Here is a 19,883-nt window from a genome sequence, read left to right on the forward strand (position 1 = left end):
AAACAAATTCCTCTGGTTTTTGATATAAACTTAGTAGCTCCGCTGAAGCATCGTTAAATTGTTTCTTTAAGTATAAGTATGCCAATGTATTTTTTTTCTGAACAAAATCGTTATTTAAGTAAAACAAACCTTTATAATCATTATCGATCTGTGAAATAATCCCAAGTTCATAAGAATAAGAAGCCACGATGGGATGATATTTGCCTGTTGCCAACATTACTCCCATTACACAAGGCAATGCCGTTAGCGCTCCTGATTTATTTTTGATCATTTCAAGACAGGCTTCTTCAGTTTGCGGCGCATTCACAATATCATTATGCTGGCCTTGAATTGATTGTAACGCAAAATTCAATATCTCTTGTGAAAATTCTGGTTCATGACTAGCTTGACACATCACTTGTATACTTAGGGTGTAAAGAGCTGTAACTGCATTTAAAGCGATTGACGAGTCAATCTTCATCCAGACAGCACTTCCATTATCTTGATCCTCTAAGTCATCATAAATATCGAATGAGAGTATAAGCAATTCAATTCCGGCAGCTAGCAATTCGATTGCTTTTTGGTCCTGACCGTTAAAAGCTAAATAATGATGAAGAGCCAAATCGGCAAACTCAAACGTATCCTTAGACTCAATAAAATTCTGAAGATATCGTTCCAAGTCCTGATTCATTATTTTTTGGCTTACAATCTCCTTCATTTTCTCCTTGATCCGGACAGAATCTAAACATATCTGCTCAATAACGACTTCCCCCCTCCCATTCCATTTTACTAAATGGGACATTTAAAGGACAGCAGGTTTTTCGTTTTTTAACAATCATATAATACTTTATCCATTTATTGTATCGGTAGAACGAAAAAAAAGACTTGTTTCCAAGTCTTTTTCACGAAATTTTCATTGCATAATTGTATTTATCGAGTTGATCAATGCTTTTGTTAATGTTTCGTAATGAATCTGTCGTTTCTTTAATATCAAGTTCGAGTCGGAATAACAATTGTTTTACTTCTTCAAGTTTCTTTTCCATCGTTTCCACACTCCTTTTTTTGAAAGATCAATGAATTGTGTATGGTGAACGAGTCCTAGGTATTTGATCTGTTACTAATAGTGTATCTGCTTTCGGCTTATTTTTCACCGAAAAGTATACAAAAAAGTCCTGCGTGACACCGCAAATCTCAATAGGTCCTTATGCTCAAAGGAATCACAACGAGAACGGGACTATATTTCTATGCGGAAGAGCGTTAATATGTGCTGAAATTGAGAAAGATTCTTAATCTCCTTGATTTTAACGGGTTTCGCATTTTTACTAAGCAAGACTATAGTCCTTGGTACTGTATTTTCAAAAATGAATATGCGATTCTTGGCGTATCCTGACCGACAAACACCGAAAAAGACCGCAACGCTAAAGTTGTGGCCTTTTCGCTTTGTCATATTCGGCAATTAAGGATCTATACATATAGAAACATCCCTTTTGTGTGAGGTGCTCCCATGAGTTATCGTTATCCTTGGTTTTACGCCTATCCGTATGAGATTCGCCGCCCTCCTGCCAATCCAGATGTCTTTATCCGTTCAGCGAGGGAAGCGTCAGGGCTGTTCGCCGATGCCCAGCTTATTCTCAGCCGCATTGCGGGCTCGCGGGAGCTCTCGCACCGCATTCTGACCGCAGCCGAGCAGTCAGACAAACAATCTGTAAAGCGCCTGATCAAACAAATGGGCGTACGGCATGAAGTGGATACGGTCTTTAATCCCGACGGCATCTACATCACCCTCATCGGGACGCAAAGCCGAATGATTCTTGCTTTGCGGTGGTCAGAGGACCGCAATCATTTTGCGTCCATCAGATTATGACACCACTCCAGAGCTTCAAGGTAACATTCATACGCTTCTTCTTTATCCAGTTCTTTGCCTAATTCTGTGCAAGTGTCCCAGTTGTTGCTTTCAATTAATTTCACAAGCTCAAGCATTTGGTAATAGTCGTTTTGATGGCCTAATAACGCTTGCCCGACTTCATCTTTTAAAGGCAATTCTTGAATAATCTCCTCTATTTCTCGGTGCAGCAGGGTGTCTATGAGAGAAAACATTCCGATCAGCATATAAGACGCAGGCTGCGGCCGGGCTGTTTTTCTCGCCAGCAGCTCACAAAGCTTTGCTCTCATCAAAGAAATCTTAATGATCTCGTGCTTGCTGGAATGCCCTTTTCTGCTTAAATCCTTAAAGGAAAGAATGTATATCCACCGTTTGATTTCATTAAACCCAAGCAGCATAATGGCCTGTTGAATGCTTTCAATTTTCTGGCTCAAACGGCTGTGGGATGAGTTTAAAAATTTTAGGATTTGATAGGACAGTGATAAATCCCGCTCTATGTATTCGGTCACACGCTTTATGTTAGGCTGTTCTTTGCTCAATTCGTTAAGCAGTTCATAGTAAGAATAGAAATGAGTCGACAGATCATGCCCGCTGATGATGCGCGGTTCGCTGAAAAAGTAGCCCTGGAATAATTGAAAGCCGTCTTGTGCCGCTTGTTTATATTCTTTTCGGGTCTCTACTTTTTCCGCTAAAAAAATCAAGCCTCTGCAGCCGTAGGTTTGCAAAATTTTTCTGCGTTCCATTCGTGTTGTTTTGAGAAAATCAATTTTCAATATATCAATATAGCTCATGAGCTTTTCCAATAAGCCTTCATTTTGCGGGTTTATTGCATAAAAATCATCAAGTGCCAGCATATACCCCATTTTTTTCAGCTCTTTGCATCTTGAGATGAGGGCCGGCGTGATCGGTATATCTTCAAGGATTTCAATGACAAGCTGTTTCGGATTGAAGGAGGTAGGAAGGTTCGAAAACATCAGGCTTTCCGTAAAATTAACAAAACAGCGTTTCCCTTCCGTCAGCTTCTCAATTCCGATGTTTAAAAAGCTGTTGATTACTAAATCTGTTGTTGCCTGATCGCCGTCTTTCGCGCTATATACATTCTCTTCGCTTTCTCTATACAGCAGTTCATAAGCAACAACCTGTTCTTTTCTATTAAAAATAGGCTGTCTTGCAACAAACACCCTCATTGATTTATCCCCCTTACAATACGCGCAGCTTTCACCCTTAAGTATATCAAATAATTTGACGAAAATTGTCTAAACATGAAAAATAATATATTCAAAAAGAAAACTGGCCCTTCGCGAACGAAAGGCCAGTTTTCTTTATTCTTCCTCAAGCTCTTCATCAAGTCTGCTTTTCACTTCGTGAATCCTCTGCATTTTATTGCTCCAGCAGTCCTCGCTTAAATCTACCGGATATTCCTCCGGCTTGCTGATTCTCTTATATTCCTCCCACAGCAGGCTGAGGTTATCCTGCACATACTGCTGTATGTCTGAGATCTCAGGGTTTTGGTAGCAGAGAATGCCCTTTTCAAAAATCAGCTCATGAAGATCCTTCGCATAAAAATTCGTGACAAATTTGCTGATAAATGTATGAACCGGGTGGAACATTCTGAGCCGCTTTTGATCATTCACCTGCTCATCATATAGCGCAATATAGTCGCCTTCAGAATGATGATTGGACTGATTGATAATGCGATACACTTTCTTTCTGCCCGGTGTTGTCACTTTTTCAGGATTGGACGAAATTTTGATCGTGTCGACCATTTTCCCATCTTCTTCAATGGCAACGAGTTTGTAAACCGCGCCGAGAGCCGGCTGGTCATAGGCCGTGATCAGCTTCGTACCGACACCCCAGACATCAATGCGCGCTCCCTGAGCCTTTAAATTCATAATGGTATGCTCATCCAAATCGCTTGAAGCAATGACTTTCGCATCTGTAAATCCTGCTTCATCGAGCATTTTCCGGGCTTTTTTTGACAGGTACGCCAAATCGCCGCTGTCAAGGCGAATGCCGATGAAATTAATGCGGTCTCCGAATTCCTTGGCCACTCTAATCGCATTCGGCATGCCTGAGCGAAGCGTGTCATACGTGTCGACTAAGAAGACGCAATCCTTATGCGTTTCCGCGTATTTTTTGAAAGCTGTATATTCATCACGGTAAGCCTGCACAAGCGCATGCGCATGCGTGCCGGATACCGGGATATTAAAGCGCTTTCCGGCTCTTACATTGCTTGTCGCGCTGAATCCGCCGATTAAGGCTGCTCTCGCTCCCCACATGGCTGCATCCATTTCATGCGCCCGTCTTGTTCCGAATTCAAGTGCGACTTCATCGCCGATGACGCCTTTAATCCGGGCAGCCTTTGTTGCGATTAATGTTTGGTAGTTCACAATGTTGAGCAAAGCCGTTTCAATCAGCTGCGCTTCTACAAGGGGGGCTTCCACCCTCATAATCGGCTCATTGTTAAATACGAGCTCTCCTTCTTTCATGGAGTAAAGTGAACCTGTAAACGTTAAACCACGCAAATATTCAATAAAATCTTCATGATACCCGAGTTCTTCCTGTAAATAATTCAGGTCACTATCCGTAAACTTAAAATTTTCCAGGTATTCGATGGCTTTTTCCAAACCTGCAAACACCGCATAACCATTTTCAAACGGAAGCCTTCTGAAAAAAAGCTCAAAAATGGCTTTCTTTTCATGAATGCCGTCTCTCCAGTAAGTTTCTGCCATATTGATTTGATAAAGGTCTGTATGTAATGACAGGCTGTCATCTTTAAATCCATACTCTAACACTGTTTTTCCCCTTCCTTACTCTGCCACTTGCGCTCCGATGCTGTTTGCAAAATGGGAAAGAGCCCACGTGTGCCCCTCCTGATTAAAGCTGGCAACAGCCTGTTTGTGCACAACAATCCGAAAACCTTTGTTGTAAGCGTCAACCGCTGTATGCAACACACAAATATCTGTGCAGACACCGGCAAGATGCAGTTCGTCAATCTGCCGCTCTCTGAGTTTGAGCTCTAAATCAGTTCCCGCAAAAGCAGAATATCTCGTTTTTTCCATGTAGTAAACATTTGGTTCATGTTCATGTTGCTGATATAGAGGCAAAAGCTTTCCGTACAGATCTTTTCCATCCGTGCCTTTAATATTATGCGGAGGAAAAAGACGGGTTTCAGGGTGATATTGATCCCCTTCATCATGAGAATCTACTGCTAATACGACGTAATCACCGTTTGTGATGAATTCTTCAGTCAAATTGACGATCGCCTCTTCAATCATTCTGCCGGGCTCCCCGCAGGTCAATTTTCCGTCACTCGCCACAAAATCATTCGTATAATCAATACAAATAAGTGCTTTTTTCATAGCCGGCCTCCCCGCCATCAGTATGAGAACATTATATCTTATCTCCAGTTGTAAGTGAATTGCCATGAATAAAAAGACAAACGGTCCGTTTGTCTCTTAAGGTTTCAGCACTGACCGGTTAAAAATGTCGTCCTGAATATATATCAATTCACGATTCACAGCGATGTCAGCCGCAATGACAAGGCCTAAAGGCGTATGAAACTGAAGATCTGATACGATCTTGAAGTGCACTCCGTTCCGGTTCGCCATTTGGATATAGGGAGAGTACGACTGATACTGAAGCTCTCCATTAATCAAAAAGGTTATGTTTTTGCTGTTTTTCAGCGCCTGCTCCGCTTCTTCATACGGTTTGCTTCTGAGCACCTGCCCTTTTGTCAATGCCAAAAGCACTCTTTCCCTTAATGAGCCTAAAAACAAATGGCGCTCGTCAGGCTTTGTCTCCAAGGGCCCGTACATTCCTTGCTGCAAATAGAGATCCATTTTTTCATCACTCAAAAGCTTGTCCTCCCGTCTTGTTTGTCTTCATTATCACCTGATCAGGCAGGAGCTAAACTTTCAAGGGCGGTTTACATTTCTGTTACCCAATGAATGATTTTTTTGGCCAGCTCACCAGCCGGTTCTTCCTCTGTATGCCGGCGCAAAGAAGCTTCCAGCCGTTCAGGCAGAGATGCTTTATCTTCTTCATAAGAAATGATCGTACTCCACTCCAGCTGCGGAACCGCTACTAGCGTGCGCAGTTCTTTTCTGTTTTCATGCAGATACACGTCCGTGATCATTCCGGTTTGCGTATTGATATTCGCTTTTCTGATTTTCATAACATGACCTCTCTATTCAAAGACTACCCATATTATACAATAAAAAAGCAACAGCCTCTCCTGAAAAGGCTGTTACCCGTTAAACGAAACTGTTTCATCAATGATATCGGCATCTTTGAAAATCGTTTTACTGTGTTCATTATTGACCTTCATATAATCACCTAATTGAAACGCACCCGATCCTGCGCCTGTGTGATCAACGCTCTTTGGCGAAATCGCAAACACATCTCCAAAGCTGGCCGCTGCATCACCTGATATGGACATAATATAAATCGGACCTACAATCGCAGGCATTTCCCCACCTCCGCATTGATTTACAGCATCATATGCAAAGAGGCGCAAATGGTGCCCGCCTATTCAGCGGATTTGGCGTTTTCTTCAAGGCGTGACCGCTGGCGAAGCTTGATCAAGCGGACAATATTCAGGAAGAATGCCTTCACTACCGCGTAGACCGGCACTGCTAAAATCATGCCGAGAATTCCGCCGAAGCTTCCAGCTCCGATCAACAGCAAAATAATCGTAAGCGGATGCGTATTCAGCCGCTTTCCGATCACGAGAGGAGACAGCAGGTTCCCGTCGAGCTGCTGAACGATGACAACCACAATAATCGCAAACAGTGCTTTGGCCGGAGAGTCCATAAAACCAACAATGACAGCCGGCGCAGCACCGAGGAAAGGCCCGACATAAGGAATGATATTGGTAATCGCCATGACAATCCCAAGAATTAAGGCATACGGCAGCCCGGCAATTAAGTAGCCGATAAAACACGCTGTTCCGACAAAAAGACAGATCAACAGCTGTCCCTGAAAATAAGCCGCAAGCGTATCGGATAAATCTTTAAAAATCTTTAAGCCTTCTGTCCGATAGGAAGCCGGAAGAATTTTTACCGCTAGATGCGGAAAGCGGTGTCCGTCTTTCAGCATATAAAAAAGGATAAATGGAACAGTGATAATAACAAGCGTGATGTTTGTCACGACACCAAACACCGCAGATAAACTGGACGTGATATTTTGCGGCAGGTTTTGGAGAAAGCTTGTCAACGACTGTTCAATTTTTGATATCGATACATAATCCTGATTCATCATCCAGGTAAACCATTGGGAATGGGACATATCTTTTGTGAGCGACTGAATCTGTTTTATATAATCAGGAAGATTGTTAAACAGCCCGGTCACTTGCGATGTTATGACAGGTCCGACTGACGCTGAAACGAAGGCCAGCAAACCGATAAATAGTAAATAGATCAATAGAATGGATAATGTCCGCGGAATTTTTTTCTCAAGCAGGCGGACGACCGGATTAAAAATGAAATACAAAATTCCCGCAATCAGCATCGGGAAAAACAATGTCGAGATAAAAACAATAAACGGCTGAAATACAAATGAAACCTTTGTTGCTACGTAAATAATCAGCAAAACAAATAAAATCTGCAATGTCCAAAAATGGACTTTTGATTTCAACAAGCTTTGTTCCTCCTAGTTTTTCTTTGTCTGTCAGATAAAAGGACTTATACCCATCATTGTAACAAAAATGAACTCATATCAGAACTCTTAATATAATGAAAGGAGTATTGATGATGCAGGCAGTCACATACGACAGAGATTCACTGGCTTATACCTATGTTCTTCCTCCAAAAAAGAGCAGGAATGTACGGTCTGAGGAGCTTAGAGTCAATGATTGCATCCTGCTGGATATCAGCCAAGACGGCAAAATTTCCGGATTCGAATGTTTTGGTGAGGCAGCACTGCTCTGTGCCCCATTTGCCGGGAAATCCCGGCTATATGTAAAAGATTCAGATGGTTATCATTTTCGTGTCCGCCAGCACGCTTAGTCCGTTCCTGCTATACAGTGTACGGCGTCACTTTTTGTTTTTCAGATGGTGACTATCAAGAATTTGCCGGTTTTGACCTTGACGATACATTGTATCATAGTGCTTTTTTACAGCGCTTAACTGAAAAATAGGACGTCCCGGTGTACGCCTATTTTTCATGCGCAAGCACTGTTAAACCCGCTCACTATAATCTGGCGTAACGGAAATCATGTGCTGCATTCTGATCAAACAAACAGAATTTCGGGCTCCTTCAATGGTGATATGGTCAGGTTTTACATCGATCAGTCTGCCTCTGACCGTATCTCGTACTGTCTGTATCACGAACCTTGAGCCGATGAGCTTTTTAATGGTCTGATAGACATAAGGATCGACTAAAGAGACCAGTTGCGGACTACCTTGGTTGACCATACTTCAATCCCCTTTTGATGTTTTATCTCAGTTTATGCCGCAATTATGGATAATGACACAGGCTTACCTGATAAAACCAGGAACGCGGGGATTTTAGGAGAATATGTTTGGAAGCGGGTGTAAAGGAAATGGTGATGAAGCGGAGACAGCGAAGAGAGCTGGCGCTGTTCCGTGAAAAAACGGGACTTATACAGGCTTTATCATGGATGCCTGGGCTTGGTCGATTAATCGGTCCAGCTTTTCTATTTTTTTACGTGCAGTTGAAGGATCGATTTGGCGGTAATGATGGTGGCCTCCCGGCTCTTCATCAAGTTCGTCCGCTTTTTTGACAATCTGCTGCAGCGTGTTTTTATCTAATTCGCCTTCAGGTAAATAGGAATCGGTATGAAGCAAAATGGCAAGGGCAATCTCTTTTGCCGCTTTCGGTTCCTCGCCAAGCCGAATCAGAAGCTTATGAGCCCGTTCCGCCCCTTTAATGGCATGAATGTCATTTCTTTTGTATTTCTCATAGTCCCACTTTCCGTCTGTATACCATTCATAATGGCCGATGTCATGCAGCAGCGCCGCTTTTGCAGCTAAATCAGGGTTGATGTCAGCCTTTATAGACAGCCTGTACGCATGGTAAGCGCAGGCAATCGCATGTGCCACGCCGGAACGCTGTAGATATTTTTGTGCAATTGGATGGGTGAAAACATCCATTAATGTAACCTTTCTCATGGAAACCCCTCCTTTAGATATTTTTAGAATCCTAACATAATTTGCAGAGAAACTCAATTCTTATGTCACATCATTTTGTCTTCTAATCATCATTGTTATACCCTAAAAGCAGAGTTTCAGTCAGTATATGCGGCTGCTCAACAGAATGCGAGGGCGTTTGACTTTTTTATAAAAAAAAAGAGCAGAAAATGTCTGCTCTACAAAAACTCTTTAATATCGTAAATGCGTCCGTTTTCTGTCCCTGTTTCTAATAAAGAAAGCAGTGTGCCGGCAATAAAGGACGGACTGCGAAGGCTTCCTGTTTCATTTAATTTCTGGAAACGTTCAATGTCGTGGAAATCCTTTTTCGATGAAGAACGGATGACAGCTTGCATCTCAGTGTCCATAACACCTGGTGAGAAAGAAATCATGTTCACTGGCAGTTCTTCATCTTCTTGTTCAAATCCGAATGTCCTCGTAAACATGTCGAGTCCGGCTTTTGAGCTGCAATACGCGCTCCATCCCTTATATGGATTTTTGGCGGCGCCTGACGTAATGTTGACAACCGTCTTTTTGCCGCTGTATAAAGCAAATCGTTTTGTAAACAGCTGACTCAAAAGGACGGGCGCAGTCAGGTTCAGCTGATAATGGCGCTGAAGCTCGTCAAGAGACGCTTCGCCGGCGCGTTTGATCGGCGTTACCATTCCGGCGTTATTGATCAGGGTAATACCTGAATAACGATCTGGATTAATGGATGAAAGCAATGTTTCAAATTGCTGTTCAGTTTCTGCGAGATTGATGAGGTTTATTTGATGCTGCGTCAGTTTTTCGTGAAAGATATCCGCTTTCGTTCTGGATAAGGCATGGACTTCATGACCCTTCTCTAAAGCCTGTAATGCAATGGCTTCACCCAGTCCTTTTGACGCTCCGGTGATGATATAAAGTTCCATTGGAAACCTCCTCCTTCCATTCCTATTGTACGGTACCGCTTTTGCACAACACAAGCACAGGGCCTATGCCTTTTTGTTCTCCTGCGCTGTGACTTTTGGGATGAGAAACACAATGCCTGCAATTCCGAGCAGGATCAGCACAACATAGATAATCGGAAGCAGCAATGAAGATGTTTCTTGTCCTTCTTCTGTTTCCGTGGATGACGTCTTTGTAATTGGTTTTTCAGCAAACGTAATCCCGAGCTGTTTCGACTGGGCCGCAATCGTGTTGGATTCCTCGGCATTTGTTGATGTAAACAAATCTTTTATCAGCTCGGCGTCCTTGTCCTCGGGCTTATCGAAAGTGATATCCTTCTGTTCCTCAGGCAGTTCTGTTTTCTCTTCATAGTAGGTATCTTCATGCAAATAATTCGTATCAATTTCGATGTCTTTTTTCTCATACTGGTTTGGCGCGACATCTGTGTTTTCCTCGGTTTCGGCTGCTACGGCAGAGGGTATGAAAAGGGAAAAGGAGAGCATACAAATCATGATCCCCTTTTCCATGCTGCGATTACGCTTCATACGTTTCATCGCTTTCTGCTGTGTGTTCGGCCATCATCCGGATGATCAGCGGCAGAGCCGCGGCAATCACCGTAATGATCAGCAGAACCGTTATTCCCATTGTAAACAAGTGTCCTGTACCGTACTGGATGTCGATATATACTTTCGAAACCGGATCTTCAAATGTAAAGTTCGGCATAATCAAATCAATAAGCGGTGCGACGTAGAATAGAATCATTGCCGCTGAAGCAACCCATCCAGGGATCGATCCGAATCTGAATGCTGTCCGGATGAAGGCAGAGCTTGCGACTAGCAATAGAATCGTAAACACCGACCACTTAATCGTCTGATCGTCCGGCAATGAATAAATATTCAAACCGAACAAGCTGATCATGAGTCCGACAAGGATATTCAGAATTCCGAATAGCGCTCCTTTGACGAGAAGCGGCGCGTTTTGGTAATACGAGCTGAAATAGCCGATTAACAGACTGCTGATCAATACAATGACAAGGATGACAACCGGCGGCACCGTCTGAGTTTTTTCTTCCGGTACCTCTCCGCTGATTTTAAGCGGATTCGCCAAGTAATCATATACATAGCCGTTGTTTTGCCCGTCTACTAATGTATTTCCGAGTATGCCGTATACGTCATTGCGCACGAGTTTCGTGGAAGCGACATTTTTCCCCCAGTTGTTGTTTAAGGTGTCAGCTTTCGCCTGAACATCATTGACGCTTTGCTGCATATTCGTCGTGTAATCAATAATGCCTGACTGGCGATCAGACAATGACCCCATCATGTCTGACATTTGCAGCACTTCCTGGCCGACCGTATCTTGGACACTCAATGCCATTGTGCCAGACAGCCCGTCGTTACTGAACGTCGCAGATTCCTGCGTTGCGCCCGTTACCAGCTGTTCTGACGCTTTTGCGGCACTTTCAGAGATTTTCGTCAGTTCGTCAAGAACACCTGCTTGAGAGTCACGGATGAAGCCGCTGTAGTCCTCCGTAAATTTGGTCATGCCGTCGATGAAGCTGTTAATGTCTTCATCGGTTTGCATCGTGTTGTTTTTAAGATCTTCCCAGCTGGCTGTTTCTGCAGGTGAGAGAGCTAAGACTGATTTGACGTTGCCCTGCTGGTCTTTAATTGCATTGGTTTTCGCAGCGCTGTCTATCGTCCCGGATAATACAGAATCATAAACTGATAAATATTTATAGTATCTCATTAAGGCGGAGATGCTTTCTGTATTGATCTCTCCGGAGAATTGAAGCTGGTCTTTATTTTCCAGCTCGCGAATCGCGCTGTAAATCCCTTCGAACTCCCGCTTCCGTTTCGCTTCAAGGTTTTCAAGTTTACCTTCTAGCTTTTCCACTTTGTCTTTCAAGTCAACAATTTCATCATTGAGACCATCCATTTGTTCTTTTAGTTCTTCTAATTTCTTTTTCAGCTCTTCATTATGGGAAGTTTCTTTTTCTTTGAGCTCTTCTTCAATTTGCTTGATTCGCTCAGATGCTTGGCTGAGCTGTTCTTTTGCTTTGGCGATATCAGAAATCTCATCGTTTCCTGTTTGACCTTCGTCCTCAGGCTGAGCCGCGCCACCGTCGCCTCCAGTATCTCCTGAATCTCCGGTTCCGCCTTCATTTGCCAGCTTGATAAATTGAAGGGCTGAGTCAGATGAAGCAGTCTGTTCGGCAGATGTACCCGTTTCGGTTTGTCCGCTGTCGGCAGATGTACCCGTTTCGGTTTGTCCGCTGTCTGACTCACCATTAGAGGCATCGCCGTTCTGCTCCTGACCGCCTGTTCCCTGCTGCTGGTCTTGATCCTGAGTATCGCCGTCCGTTTGTCCGTCAGTCCCGTTATCACTGCTGTTATTGTCTTCTCCAGAATTATCATTTTGATCATTTGGAATCGTCCCGTCTCCATCATTATTTCCGGAATTTGTATCCGGCTCTGGAGTAGGGTCCTCTTTTTCAGGCTCCTTCAGATTGTCTGAGATATCCTGAATATCAGCAGCGATGTTTTTCAGTTCTTCACGCTGTTTTTCAAGATCAATTTTCAGTTCTTCAGGATCTTCTTCTTTTGGGTCTTTATCTTGATCATTGTTGTCAGAGCCATCATCTTTGACTGGATCGTCCCCTTTCGCAACTGTCAGTGCCTCACGCGCTGGCACAAGCAGTTCATAAACCTGATTTAATGCTGTCTGTTTTGATGCGACCTGGTATTGATTAATTAAATCGCTTTGTATCTTCGCCATACCAAGCTCCTGCTGAGGCACTTGACCCTCCCTAAGTTGCTGGGCATTTGCCAACACTGTACTTGTTTGTGCAAGCTGTGTTTTCACTTGGCTGATCCCAGTTGCCAGTCCGCTCATGCGTTCGCTGAACTGATTTGCCTTTTGCTGTGCTGCGATTGCATCCAGACCTGTCTGGATTTGCTGCTGAGTTGAATCCTGGGCTGCCAAAAGCAGTTTTTTCTGATTTTCTTGATATTCTTTGTATCTTTCAACGGTATCAATGAATTCTTTCAGCGTGTTTTTGGCTTCCTCCGCTGTTGAAGCTTTTTCTTTTGTCGTACCCTGCGCTTCGTTCATTGATTTCTTCAGCTCATCGATTAAGTCTTTTTGCTGTTTGATTTCACCTGCTAAATCATTAGAGCTTGGTTTGTAAAAGTTGTACATGACATTCTGGAATTCAGATTCTTTATTGACGATTTTGTCAAATTCTCCTCTGATGTTGTCCACTTTTTGTGAAACAAAGTTCCAGTATAAGGCCGACATTTTTTTGTTCATTGTCTTTTGCGCATCCTCAAGCTCACGCTGAACTTTTTCTTTGTTGACCGCATTCAGGTTATCTTGAATGCTGAATTCGAGCGTTGCTTTTTGAGGATGATCTTTGTCATAGCTCAAAATGTTTTTTGAGAAATCTGAGGGAATGTAGACGATCGCATCGTATTTCTTTGATGCGAGACCAGTCTCGGCCGCGCTTCGGTTTACGACCGTCCATGAATAATTAGGACGTTCACCCAGAAAGGCCGCTACTTCCTTGCCGAACTGGGCAGATTTGTCCTCTTCATCAGATTTTACCTCATCACTCAATACGCCTGTGTCTTCATTCACCACCGCGATTTGCCGCGTGGAATTGACTGCTTTCTTCGTCGGATCGTCTCCGATAAAGCGGAAAAACAAAACCGGCAGCAGCAAAATGATGATGACGGCGGATATTAACTTGATCAAGCTTTTTCGTTGTTCTGTCATCTAGCACTCTCCCTTTCAGCAGAACATAAAGGAATTTGAACTTTTTGCTCCTTCCCGTTTTCCACAACATATCCGAAGCCCGGCTGAATCTCAGGCTCTTGTCTTTGGTACGGGAGAGGAATGACATTTTGCTCAGATTTTTTCATCAGCAGAATCGCATGGCGGATTTGCTTCATCTCTGTCGTCAAGGAGTCATAGCCTTTTGAGAATTCGCTGTGATTTCCGCCCGGGATAAAGCTGAACCCAAGATGCGCATATGATTTCATGAAGTTTGCGAGACGGTCTTGTATTCTCGTATCAATCGTCTGCTGGAATCTCGTAATCCCGTCAATCATCAGCACAACTTGTGAGAATCGCAGATTTTGCGCGTCTCCCTGGCGGACGGCTTCTACATACATGGCTTCTCTTGTTTTGAAAATGTCTTCTGCTGCTTCGATCCACTGCTCAATATCTTCTTTCGTTTCCAAATATGAGACATCTGATTCCTTCGCATATTGGGACAAGCCGCGGTCAATCGAGTCAAACAGGCCGATCATTTCGGTTTCATCATCAATCAGATGTTCAAGCATTACTTTTAAGACGTTTGTTTTTCCGCGCTGGGTCTGGCCTAAAATCAGGCAGTGCTTGTGCTTGCCTAAATCAAAATAGACTGGGCTGACTGTTTCTTCATGAAGCCCGATCGGTACAGATAAAGGCTTGCGTTCCAGCTTAAAGCGGAGAGTAAATTCTCTCGTCGACAGGCTCTCAGGCAGCATTGGAATTGGTGCGGGCTGCTCCATTGAAGCAAAGCGCTCCTGAAGATGCTGAACGTCTGATTTCAGTCCGTTGAACATGCTGATATCATCGTCCGCGTCAACAGGCAGGAACATTTGCGCGAAATAAAGCTCTTCCTTTTGAATGATGACGCGCCCCGGAATCGGTTCAAGATTGAACTTCGGCCGTCCGTAAATGGAATATCCCTCAGATTGATCCATGAGATAATGGACAACCTTTGTTTTCAGGTTATTTAATAATGACTGGCGGACCGCATTAACCCGCGTTGCTGTCAGCATGAAGTAGATGCCTAAGCTCTGCCCGTCTCTGGAAAGCTGGACAAATTCCGATTCAAGCTCATGCATCTCATCCTTGACAATGTCAAAGTTGTCAATGGTGATGAAAATGAACGGAAGCTCTTCTTCGCTCAGCGCATTGTACATTTTGATGTGGCTGATTTCTTTTTCCCTGAACAGACGTTTACGGCGGTCAATTTCTTCTTTGATTCGAATCATGAACTTTTCGATTTTTCTTGATTGGTCCATCAGGAAGTAATCCGCGGTATGCGGGAGCTTCGCTAATGGCAGAAGCGTTCCGTTTCCGAAATCAAAGATATAGACATGAAGCTCTTCTGGTGTGTATACGTCCGCAAAGCTCATCAGGAACGTTGCGGCTGTAATCGATTTTCCATAGCCGGAAGAGCCGAATATGCCGATATTTCCGTCTTCCATCATCTTATAAGCAATCGGCGCCTGTCTTTGCAGATCAGGTTCATCGACATACGCGAAGTGGAAATGGTCTTTTTCCTCTGAAGGGAAAAGAGTGCGCGGGATACGTTCCGCGAGCGGCGGCAGCCAAGGGCTTGACAGCTTCTCGATTCCCATTTCATCTTGGATGCGTTCAATTTCGTCAACTACAGCTTCGATTTCTGTTTGAACGTCTTTTTTCGCGATATCTTCGGTATCCACTTCAGAAAGCGGGATCAGCCCCGTATCCGTGACGATCGCAATTTCATCCTCTGTTCCGTAGACTTCCTCTAAGTAAGGAGCCCCGCTCCAGGCGGATTGGAACAGCTCATACACTTCATTGTTTCCGACCTGCAAATACCCGCGTCCTGTCACGGTAATGTTTGCGGCATCGCTGTTTTTCAAAATTTCTTTACTGTCGGTGGCATCCTGAACCTTCAGCGCTACTTTAAAGCGTGAGTTACTCCAGATCTGGTCGTCAATGATGCCGCCCGGCTTCTGTGTCGCCAAAATCAAATGAACGCCGAGGCTTCGCCCAATACGCGCGGCGCTGACAAGCTCCCTGATAAAATCAGGCTCCTCGCTTTTCAGCTCGGCGAACTCATCAGAAATTAAGAACAAGTGAGGCATTGCCACTTCTGCTTTCCCCTGCTTGTACAGCTTTGTATAGTCATTGATGTGATTGACTTGATACTGATCAAACAGGCGCTGCCTTTTTTTCAGCTCACTTTTAATGGAAGCAAGCGCACGCATACTGAAGTTTTTGCTGCCTTCAATATTTGTGATCGTGCCGAGCAGGTGAGGAATGTTGCGAAACGGCTGCGCCATCCCTCCGCCCTTATAGTCAATTAATAAGAAAGCCGCTTCATGCGGATGAAAATGCACCGCAAGTGACAGGATGTAGGTCTGGAGAAATTCACTTTTCCCTGACCCCGTTGTACCCGCAAGCAACCCGTGCGGACCGTGGGCTTTTTCGTGAAGGTTCAGATACACAATGTCATCTTTTCCTTTATAGCCGATCGGCACTGAAAGCGACTTCGACGATTCACTCGTCAGCCATCTTTGCTGAATGCCGATTTCTTTTACTTCCTTGGCATGGAAAAGCTCCAGGAACGATACCGTTTCCGGAATGGAATTTGTAATGCCGACCTGATGATTCAGCGTCCGCAGTGTGCGTGAGAACCGTTCATTGTCCCCGCGTTGATGATGATCAAGGCGGAACGGAATTCTTACCGCTTTTTTCTTCTGTATTAAAATGTCGCCTTCATGCTCATTGATGTAGCGGACAAGAGTCGTAATGTTTTCCGACAAGCTTTCCTTTGTTTCCGCAGCGACAATTGTAGAGATGCCCAGATGCTCATGCTGTCCTTCTAAATATTCGAGAATGACGTGCTCTGAGATCAGCTGCTGGTTCGTGATGACAAATACAAAATGCGGTTTGAACTGCAGTTTTTCTTTGTCATCTTCAAGATCGCGCTCTCTGATCAATTCATAAAGTGAAGACAGGAGCTGATCTCGGGTTTGCTCATTATATATAAACCCTTTCGCATAAATATGGGGCATTTGAAATTGCGGAAGCCACTTCATCCACTCCCAGTCTTTATACTCTTCTTCATGAAAAATAAAAACGAAACGCAGATCGTGATAGCTGTTAAAGAACGACAGTTGTCCGATCAGCTGGTGAATCTCATTTTTCACAATTTGCGATTTACCGACAAGCCCCATCGGACCTTCCGCCAAATCGACCGTAACCGGCGCATTGCGGATATCCTTATAAACACGCTGCATGTGCTGCGATTTTTCCATGAGGTCATCAATATCACGATTGGCCAGGTCTCCGCCGCTCATATTGATTTCATAACTTGAAGGGACTGTTCCCGTCCCCAGCCGCAGCTGGAGATAATCCTTGCTTTCTAGTGATTTTTCCCAGATCCGGTCGCTGATTTCACTTGTTAAGTATTTCATTTGTTCGAACGAAGGGAAGTGAAATTCAAGTACCTGCTTTTGCTTTTCAGCTAACGCCTGAAGCTCTTTCCGCTTATTGTCTAGGTAAAGCTTATACACGCGCTCCCGTTTTTCCTCGCGTTTTTTCCGCTGGTTTTTATCCCGGAAATATTGTACCGTCGAGGTAATAAGGGTCATCATAAACATCGCCAGAGAAACGAGTATGAATATGCCGCGCGGCTGGATGAGTGCGACAACGCCCATCACGATCAGCATGACAAGCGGCGGAAGAATGACGAGCCACAGCCCTCTGTTGGTTTGATCGCTCTCCTGAGAGGGAAAACTGAAAGAAACGCGGTCATCCGGCAAATCGTACACCATCCGCGGCGTTCTTCTGTATTGCGGGTATTTTTTCTGCATCTCTGTGCTCGGTTTGACCGTTTCTGTTAATGCTGTTTCAAAAGGTGCAACATGAACAATTTCTAAAAGGTCTTGTTCCGTCACTCTCATTTGCGTAAAGTTCCAGAAAATTTCATCCCCCGGCTGGAGCGGTGTATGGGCGATGATCCTCTCTCCGTTCAAGAAGATCGTCCCGCTTTCAGGATGAACCGACCAGCTTTCGCCGACACGAAGCATAGAAAACGTGCTTTGATCTGCAAAAGCAAAATCTTGCGGATTCAAATAAATATCTGCATTTGTTTTTTCTGAAGAGCATATGATTTCATCCCGATTCCCCGTAAAATAAATGGATTTCTCAGGCTCACTGCCCATCAAGATCAAGCGTATACCCTGCTGATCCGTTTGGAGAGTAAATGATGTATCAGGCTCAATCGTGCCGAGACAATCATTTCCCAGGAAAACTTCGTATTGGCCGCCGGATTCCTTTCTTTGAAGAGAAATCACTCCGCTTTCAAACGGAATGGTGCCGATCGTCACGGAATCCTTCACATCAGGCCCTATGGTCACCGGATGGGACGACGGGAGGTCAGACAATTTCAGTTTTTGAACGTTATTTTGGTAAAAAACCCATAATAGACTCAAATGGCGAACCCCCTAACGGCCGAATGGCAGCATGCGATGACCTGCGCTTCATGTCTCACGTTATTTGTCATCTTTTTTCTCATCTTTCTTTTCTGTTTCTTTTTCTTTCTTCGCTTGTTCTTCTTTTTTCGCTTTTTCCTCGGCTGCGGCTTTTTCTTCTGCCGCTTTCTCTTCAGCTTGTTGTTTTTCTTCGGTTGTATCAGTTGTTGAAGACTCAGTATTCGATTCTTTTTTCTGTTCAGCGTTAGCTTTATTCACTTTATCAAGTTCGCTGTCTACAGAATCAAGTTCTTTTTGAGTTGCTTCATCATTACTATCCTCAGCTAAGAGCTGCTGTTTATATTTATAAAGGCCAAGCCAAATGTATGGGTTATACTCGAGCTTATGTCCAATACTGATCGCTTCTTTATAATCCCCTCTACCAATATCAATCCAATAAAGGAAATGCTGCGGTTCAGATTGCAATGTCACTAGCTTCTCAATATTATCCCGTTGATAATCTAAAAGCTGTTTTTCAACTTCTACATAGGAATAAGCAAGCTGATACTGCACCGATTCAGGCAGGCTTTCCGCATCGTACTTAGACAGTGTGCTGATAACTTCACTGTACTGCTTATTTAGGAAAGCACGGTTGCTGTCCACTATCGCCTGGTGCTTTGGCTGTGCGAAAAATAATGAGTACATCGAATAAATAAGGGCGGGCACAAGCAAAACAATGAGCCCCAGGCCGATATATCGCTGGATGTTCCATTTCTTTCTCGGGATATGTATGTATGTTTTCGCTTTGGCTTCGAGCTCATCGATATGGGTTTGAATCAGCTCGAGCAGGTCATCATAGGACGCCGCATCCAATATCGCCTTAGCCTCTGCGGAGAACGTCAGCGTTTCATTAAATTTCAGGTAGTCTTCAAAATCAAAAGCGCCGTCAACTGCCAAAGCCGCTGCCGCTTTCAGCTCCCTCCACACTCTTTCCTCATCATGCTCGTAAGGAGGAATGCTTTCTTTTACTCCATAATGGAGAAAATAAGGCGTTAGGCCTTTATCGAATACAATGTTTTCAGGAGCGACAATCAAATTCAGCCTTGACAGATTGTGCTGCTGTACAGCTTGAACAAGCTGATAGGCAAACTGCCATTTGCTTTTTTTATCTTTAGCTTTCATGAAGCGGAATGCTTTATAGGAGGGAGGAGGTTGGATTGTGATGATCACTTCATCATCCGTCACATCGATCTCTTTATGAAAAAATGGATTTACATCTTTGATCACGTTGGCTTCGAGACCGTCCAGGAGCTTTATTTTTTCCCGCTGAAAGGTAAATGTATAGCCGGCATCTGTTTTCTCGGCAACGGCTTCTAATTGGTTTTCTAAATATGATTTTTGTTTACCTGACATTCAACCAGATCCTTTCATAATATTTCAAGCCGGTCTCCGTTTGTAATGCCGCAATCTGATAGCTTGCATTCTCCGGAAAACACCGTATCCTTATTAACCACTCTGATCCAGTGCCCTTCGCGCGGAGGTATAGCTACGCTTTGAGCCTGCCAAGCAATATCAATTACTTTTTTCACCGGGTGGTAATCTGACAATCTGAGATCAAAGACACTGCCATTATAATGTTTCAAATCTATTGTAATATCAATATACATTTTAGGATCACCCTTACATAGAAAGAGCGCCGTCTTCTCG

19 protein-coding genes and 1 pseudogene are annotated in these 19,883 nt (G+C 43.9%); 3 read left to right on the forward strand and 17 right to left on the reverse strand.

What is annotated here, in order from left to right:
- Positions 1–697 (reverse strand): polyprenyl synthetase family protein (locus RAC86_RS19065; protein WP_377885944.1); only part of this gene is annotated, 697 nt, incomplete at its 3' end.
- A gap of 184 nt (positions 698–881) precedes the next feature.
- Positions 882–1,022 carry a degradation enzyme regulation protein DegQ gene (gene degQ, locus RAC86_RS19070; RefSeq protein ID WP_003220708.1) on the reverse strand — a complete coding sequence of 47 codons (141 nt, stop codon included), beginning with the start codon at positions 1,020–1,022 and terminating at the stop codon, positions 882–884.
- A gap of 221 nt (positions 1,023–1,243) precedes the next feature.
- On the opposite strand from degQ, the gene RAC86_RS19075 reads away from it, so the two are divergent.
- A complete protein-coding gene (locus RAC86_RS19075) occupies positions 1,244–1,369 on the forward strand; it encodes a hypothetical protein (RefSeq protein ID WP_014114985.1) in 126 nt (41 codons plus the stop codon).
- Positions 1,370–1,483: 114 nt separating this feature from the next.
- The gene (locus RAC86_RS19080; protein WP_072565204.1) at positions 1,484–1,843 is read left to right on the forward strand and encodes a YuzC family spore coat inner layer protein; all 360 of its coding nucleotides are present in this window, start codon (positions 1,484–1,486) and stop codon (positions 1,841–1,843) included.
- On the opposite strand, the gene pdeH is transcribed toward RAC86_RS19080, so the two are convergent.
- The 7 genes from pdeH to RAC86_RS19115 form a co-directional block, all read right to left on the reverse strand.
- Positions 1,819–3,048, reverse strand: coding sequence for a cyclic di-GMP phosphodiesterase (gene pdeH, locus RAC86_RS19085; protein WP_014114987.1), 1,230 nt, complete (start codon positions 3,046–3,048; stop codon positions 1,819–1,821). The genes RAC86_RS19080 and pdeH overlap by 25 nt on opposite strands.
- A 135-nt stretch (positions 3,049–3,183) precedes the next feature.
- Entirely contained in the window at positions 3,184–4,656 is a 1,473-nt protein-coding gene (locus tag RAC86_RS19090; RefSeq protein ID WP_014114988.1) for a nicotinate phosphoribosyltransferase, read from the reverse strand.
- 15 nt (positions 4,657–4,671) lie between these two features.
- Complete coding sequence (locus RAC86_RS19095; protein WP_014114989.1) at positions 4,672–5,223, reverse strand: cysteine hydrolase family protein; 552 nt, start codon at positions 5,221–5,223, stop codon at positions 4,672–4,674.
- A gap of 96 nt (positions 5,224–5,319) precedes the next feature.
- Positions 5,320–5,718 carry a YueI family protein gene (locus tag RAC86_RS19100; RefSeq protein WP_072565205.1) on the reverse strand — a complete coding sequence of 133 codons (399 nt, stop codon included), beginning with the start codon at positions 5,716–5,718 and terminating at the stop codon, positions 5,320–5,322.
- A 71-nt stretch (positions 5,719–5,789) separates the two neighbouring features.
- A complete protein-coding gene (locus tag RAC86_RS19105) occupies positions 5,790–6,038 on the reverse strand; it encodes a YueH family protein (RefSeq protein WP_014114991.1) in 249 nt (82 codons plus the stop codon).
- Between the two features lie 72 nt (positions 6,039–6,110).
- A complete protein-coding gene (locus RAC86_RS19110) occupies positions 6,111–6,332 on the reverse strand; it encodes a spore germination protein (protein WP_014114992.1) in 222 nt (73 codons plus the stop codon).
- 59 nt (positions 6,333–6,391) lie between these two features.
- Positions 6,392–7,501, reverse strand: a complete 1,110-nt coding sequence (locus RAC86_RS19115) for an AI-2E family transporter (protein ID WP_014114993.1) — start codon at positions 7,499–7,501, stop codon at positions 6,392–6,394.
- Between the two features lie 113 nt (positions 7,502–7,614).
- On the opposite strand from RAC86_RS19115, the pseudogene RAC86_RS19120 reads away from it, so the two are divergent.
- A pseudogene (locus tag RAC86_RS19120) lies at positions 7,615–8,000 on the forward strand (DUF2283 domain-containing protein).
- 40 nt (positions 8,001–8,040) lie between these two features.
- On the opposite strand, the gene RAC86_RS19125 reads toward RAC86_RS19120, so the two are convergent.
- From RAC86_RS19125 to yukD, 8 genes are all read right to left on the reverse strand, one after another.
- Positions 8,041–8,277 (reverse strand): YuzF family protein, encoded by a 237-nt coding sequence (locus RAC86_RS19125; protein ID WP_014114995.1) that lies wholly within the window; start codon positions 8,275–8,277, stop codon positions 8,041–8,043.
- A gap of 186 nt (positions 8,278–8,463) precedes the next feature.
- Positions 8,464–8,994 (reverse strand): HD domain-containing protein, encoded by a 531-nt coding sequence (locus tag RAC86_RS19130; protein ID WP_014114996.1) that lies wholly within the window; start codon positions 8,992–8,994, stop codon positions 8,464–8,466.
- Positions 8,995–9,191: 197 nt separating this feature from the next.
- Positions 9,192–9,923: a (S)-benzoin forming benzil reductase gene (locus RAC86_RS19135; RefSeq protein WP_061188033.1), complete on the reverse strand. Its 732-nt coding sequence runs from the start codon at positions 9,921–9,923 to the stop codon at positions 9,192–9,194.
- A 63-nt stretch (positions 9,924–9,986) separates the two neighbouring features.
- Entirely contained in the window at positions 9,987–10,442 is a 456-nt protein-coding gene (essA, locus tag RAC86_RS19140) for a type VII secretion protein EssA (protein ID WP_072566773.1), read from the reverse strand.
- A 31-nt stretch (positions 10,443–10,473) separates the two neighbouring features.
- Positions 10,474–13,713, reverse strand: a complete 3,240-nt coding sequence (esaA, locus tag RAC86_RS19145; protein WP_072565206.1) for a type VII secretion protein EsaA — start codon at positions 13,711–13,713, stop codon at positions 10,474–10,476.
- Positions 13,710–18,197, reverse strand: a complete 4,488-nt coding sequence (gene essC / locus RAC86_RS19150) for a type VII secretion protein EssC (protein WP_072565207.1) — start codon at positions 18,195–18,197, stop codon at positions 13,710–13,712. Before essC ends, esaA begins: the two co-directional genes overlap by 4 nt.
- Before the next feature lie 60 nt (positions 18,198–18,257).
- Positions 18,258–19,589, reverse strand: a complete 1,332-nt coding sequence (essB, locus tag RAC86_RS19155) for a type VII secretion protein EssB (RefSeq protein ID WP_061188031.1) — start codon at positions 19,587–19,589, stop codon at positions 18,258–18,260.
- Between the two features lie 14 nt (positions 19,590–19,603).
- Positions 19,604–19,843 (reverse strand): ESX secretion system protein YukD, encoded by a 240-nt coding sequence (yukD, locus tag RAC86_RS19160; RefSeq protein WP_010329928.1) that lies wholly within the window; start codon positions 19,841–19,843, stop codon positions 19,604–19,606.
- Positions 19,844–19,883 lie beyond the last annotated feature (40 nt).

This window comes from Bacillus sp. LR_5, assembly GCF_042709275.1.

Bases quoted from the DNA above. Each gene is read 5' to 3' on its own strand.
- RAC86_RS19095 (WP_014114989.1), bottom strand. From the start codon at position 5,223: ATGAAAAAAGCACTTATTTGTATTGATTATACGAATGATTTTGTGGCG.
- yukD (WP_010329928.1), bottom strand. From the start codon at position 19,843: ATGTATATTGATATTACAATAGATTTGAAACATTATAATGGCAGTGTC.
- RAC86_RS19110 (WP_014114992.1), bottom strand. From the start codon at position 6,332: ATGCCTGCGATTGTAGGTCCGATTTATATTATGTCCATATCAGGTGAT.
- pdeH (WP_014114987.1), bottom strand. From the start codon at position 3,048: ATGAGGGTGTTTGTTGCAAGACAGCCTATTTTTAATAGAAAAGAACAG.
- RAC86_RS19130 (WP_014114996.1), bottom strand. From the start codon at position 8,994: ATGAGAAAGGTTACATTAATGGATGTTTTCACCCATCCAATTGCACAA.
- essB (WP_061188031.1), bottom strand. From the start codon at position 19,589: ATGTCAGGTAAACAAAAATCATATTTAGAAAACCAATTAGAAGCCGTT.
- esaA (WP_072565206.1), bottom strand. From the start codon at position 13,713: ATGACAGAACAACGAAAAAGCTTGATCAAGTTAATATCCGCCGTCATC.
- RAC86_RS19105 (WP_014114991.1), bottom strand. From the start codon at position 6,038: ATGAAAATCAGAAAAGCGAATATCAATACGCAAACCGGAATGATCACG.
- RAC86_RS19125 (WP_014114995.1), bottom strand. From the start codon at position 8,277: ATGGTCAACCAAGGTAGTCCGCAACTGGTCTCTTTAGTCGATCCTTAT.
- RAC86_RS19135 (WP_061188033.1), bottom strand. From the start codon at position 9,923: ATGGAACTTTATATCATCACCGGAGCGTCAAAAGGACTGGGTGAAGCC.
- degQ (WP_003220708.1), bottom strand. From the start codon at position 1,022: ATGGAAAAGAAACTTGAAGAAGTAAAACAATTGTTATTCCGACTCGAA.
- RAC86_RS19080 (WP_072565204.1), top strand. From the start codon at position 1,484: ATGAGTTATCGTTATCCTTGGTTTTACGCCTATCCGTATGAGATTCGC.
- essA (WP_072566773.1), bottom strand. From the start codon at position 10,442: ATGCTCTCCTTTTCCCTTTTCATACCCTCTGCCGTAGCAGCCGAAACC.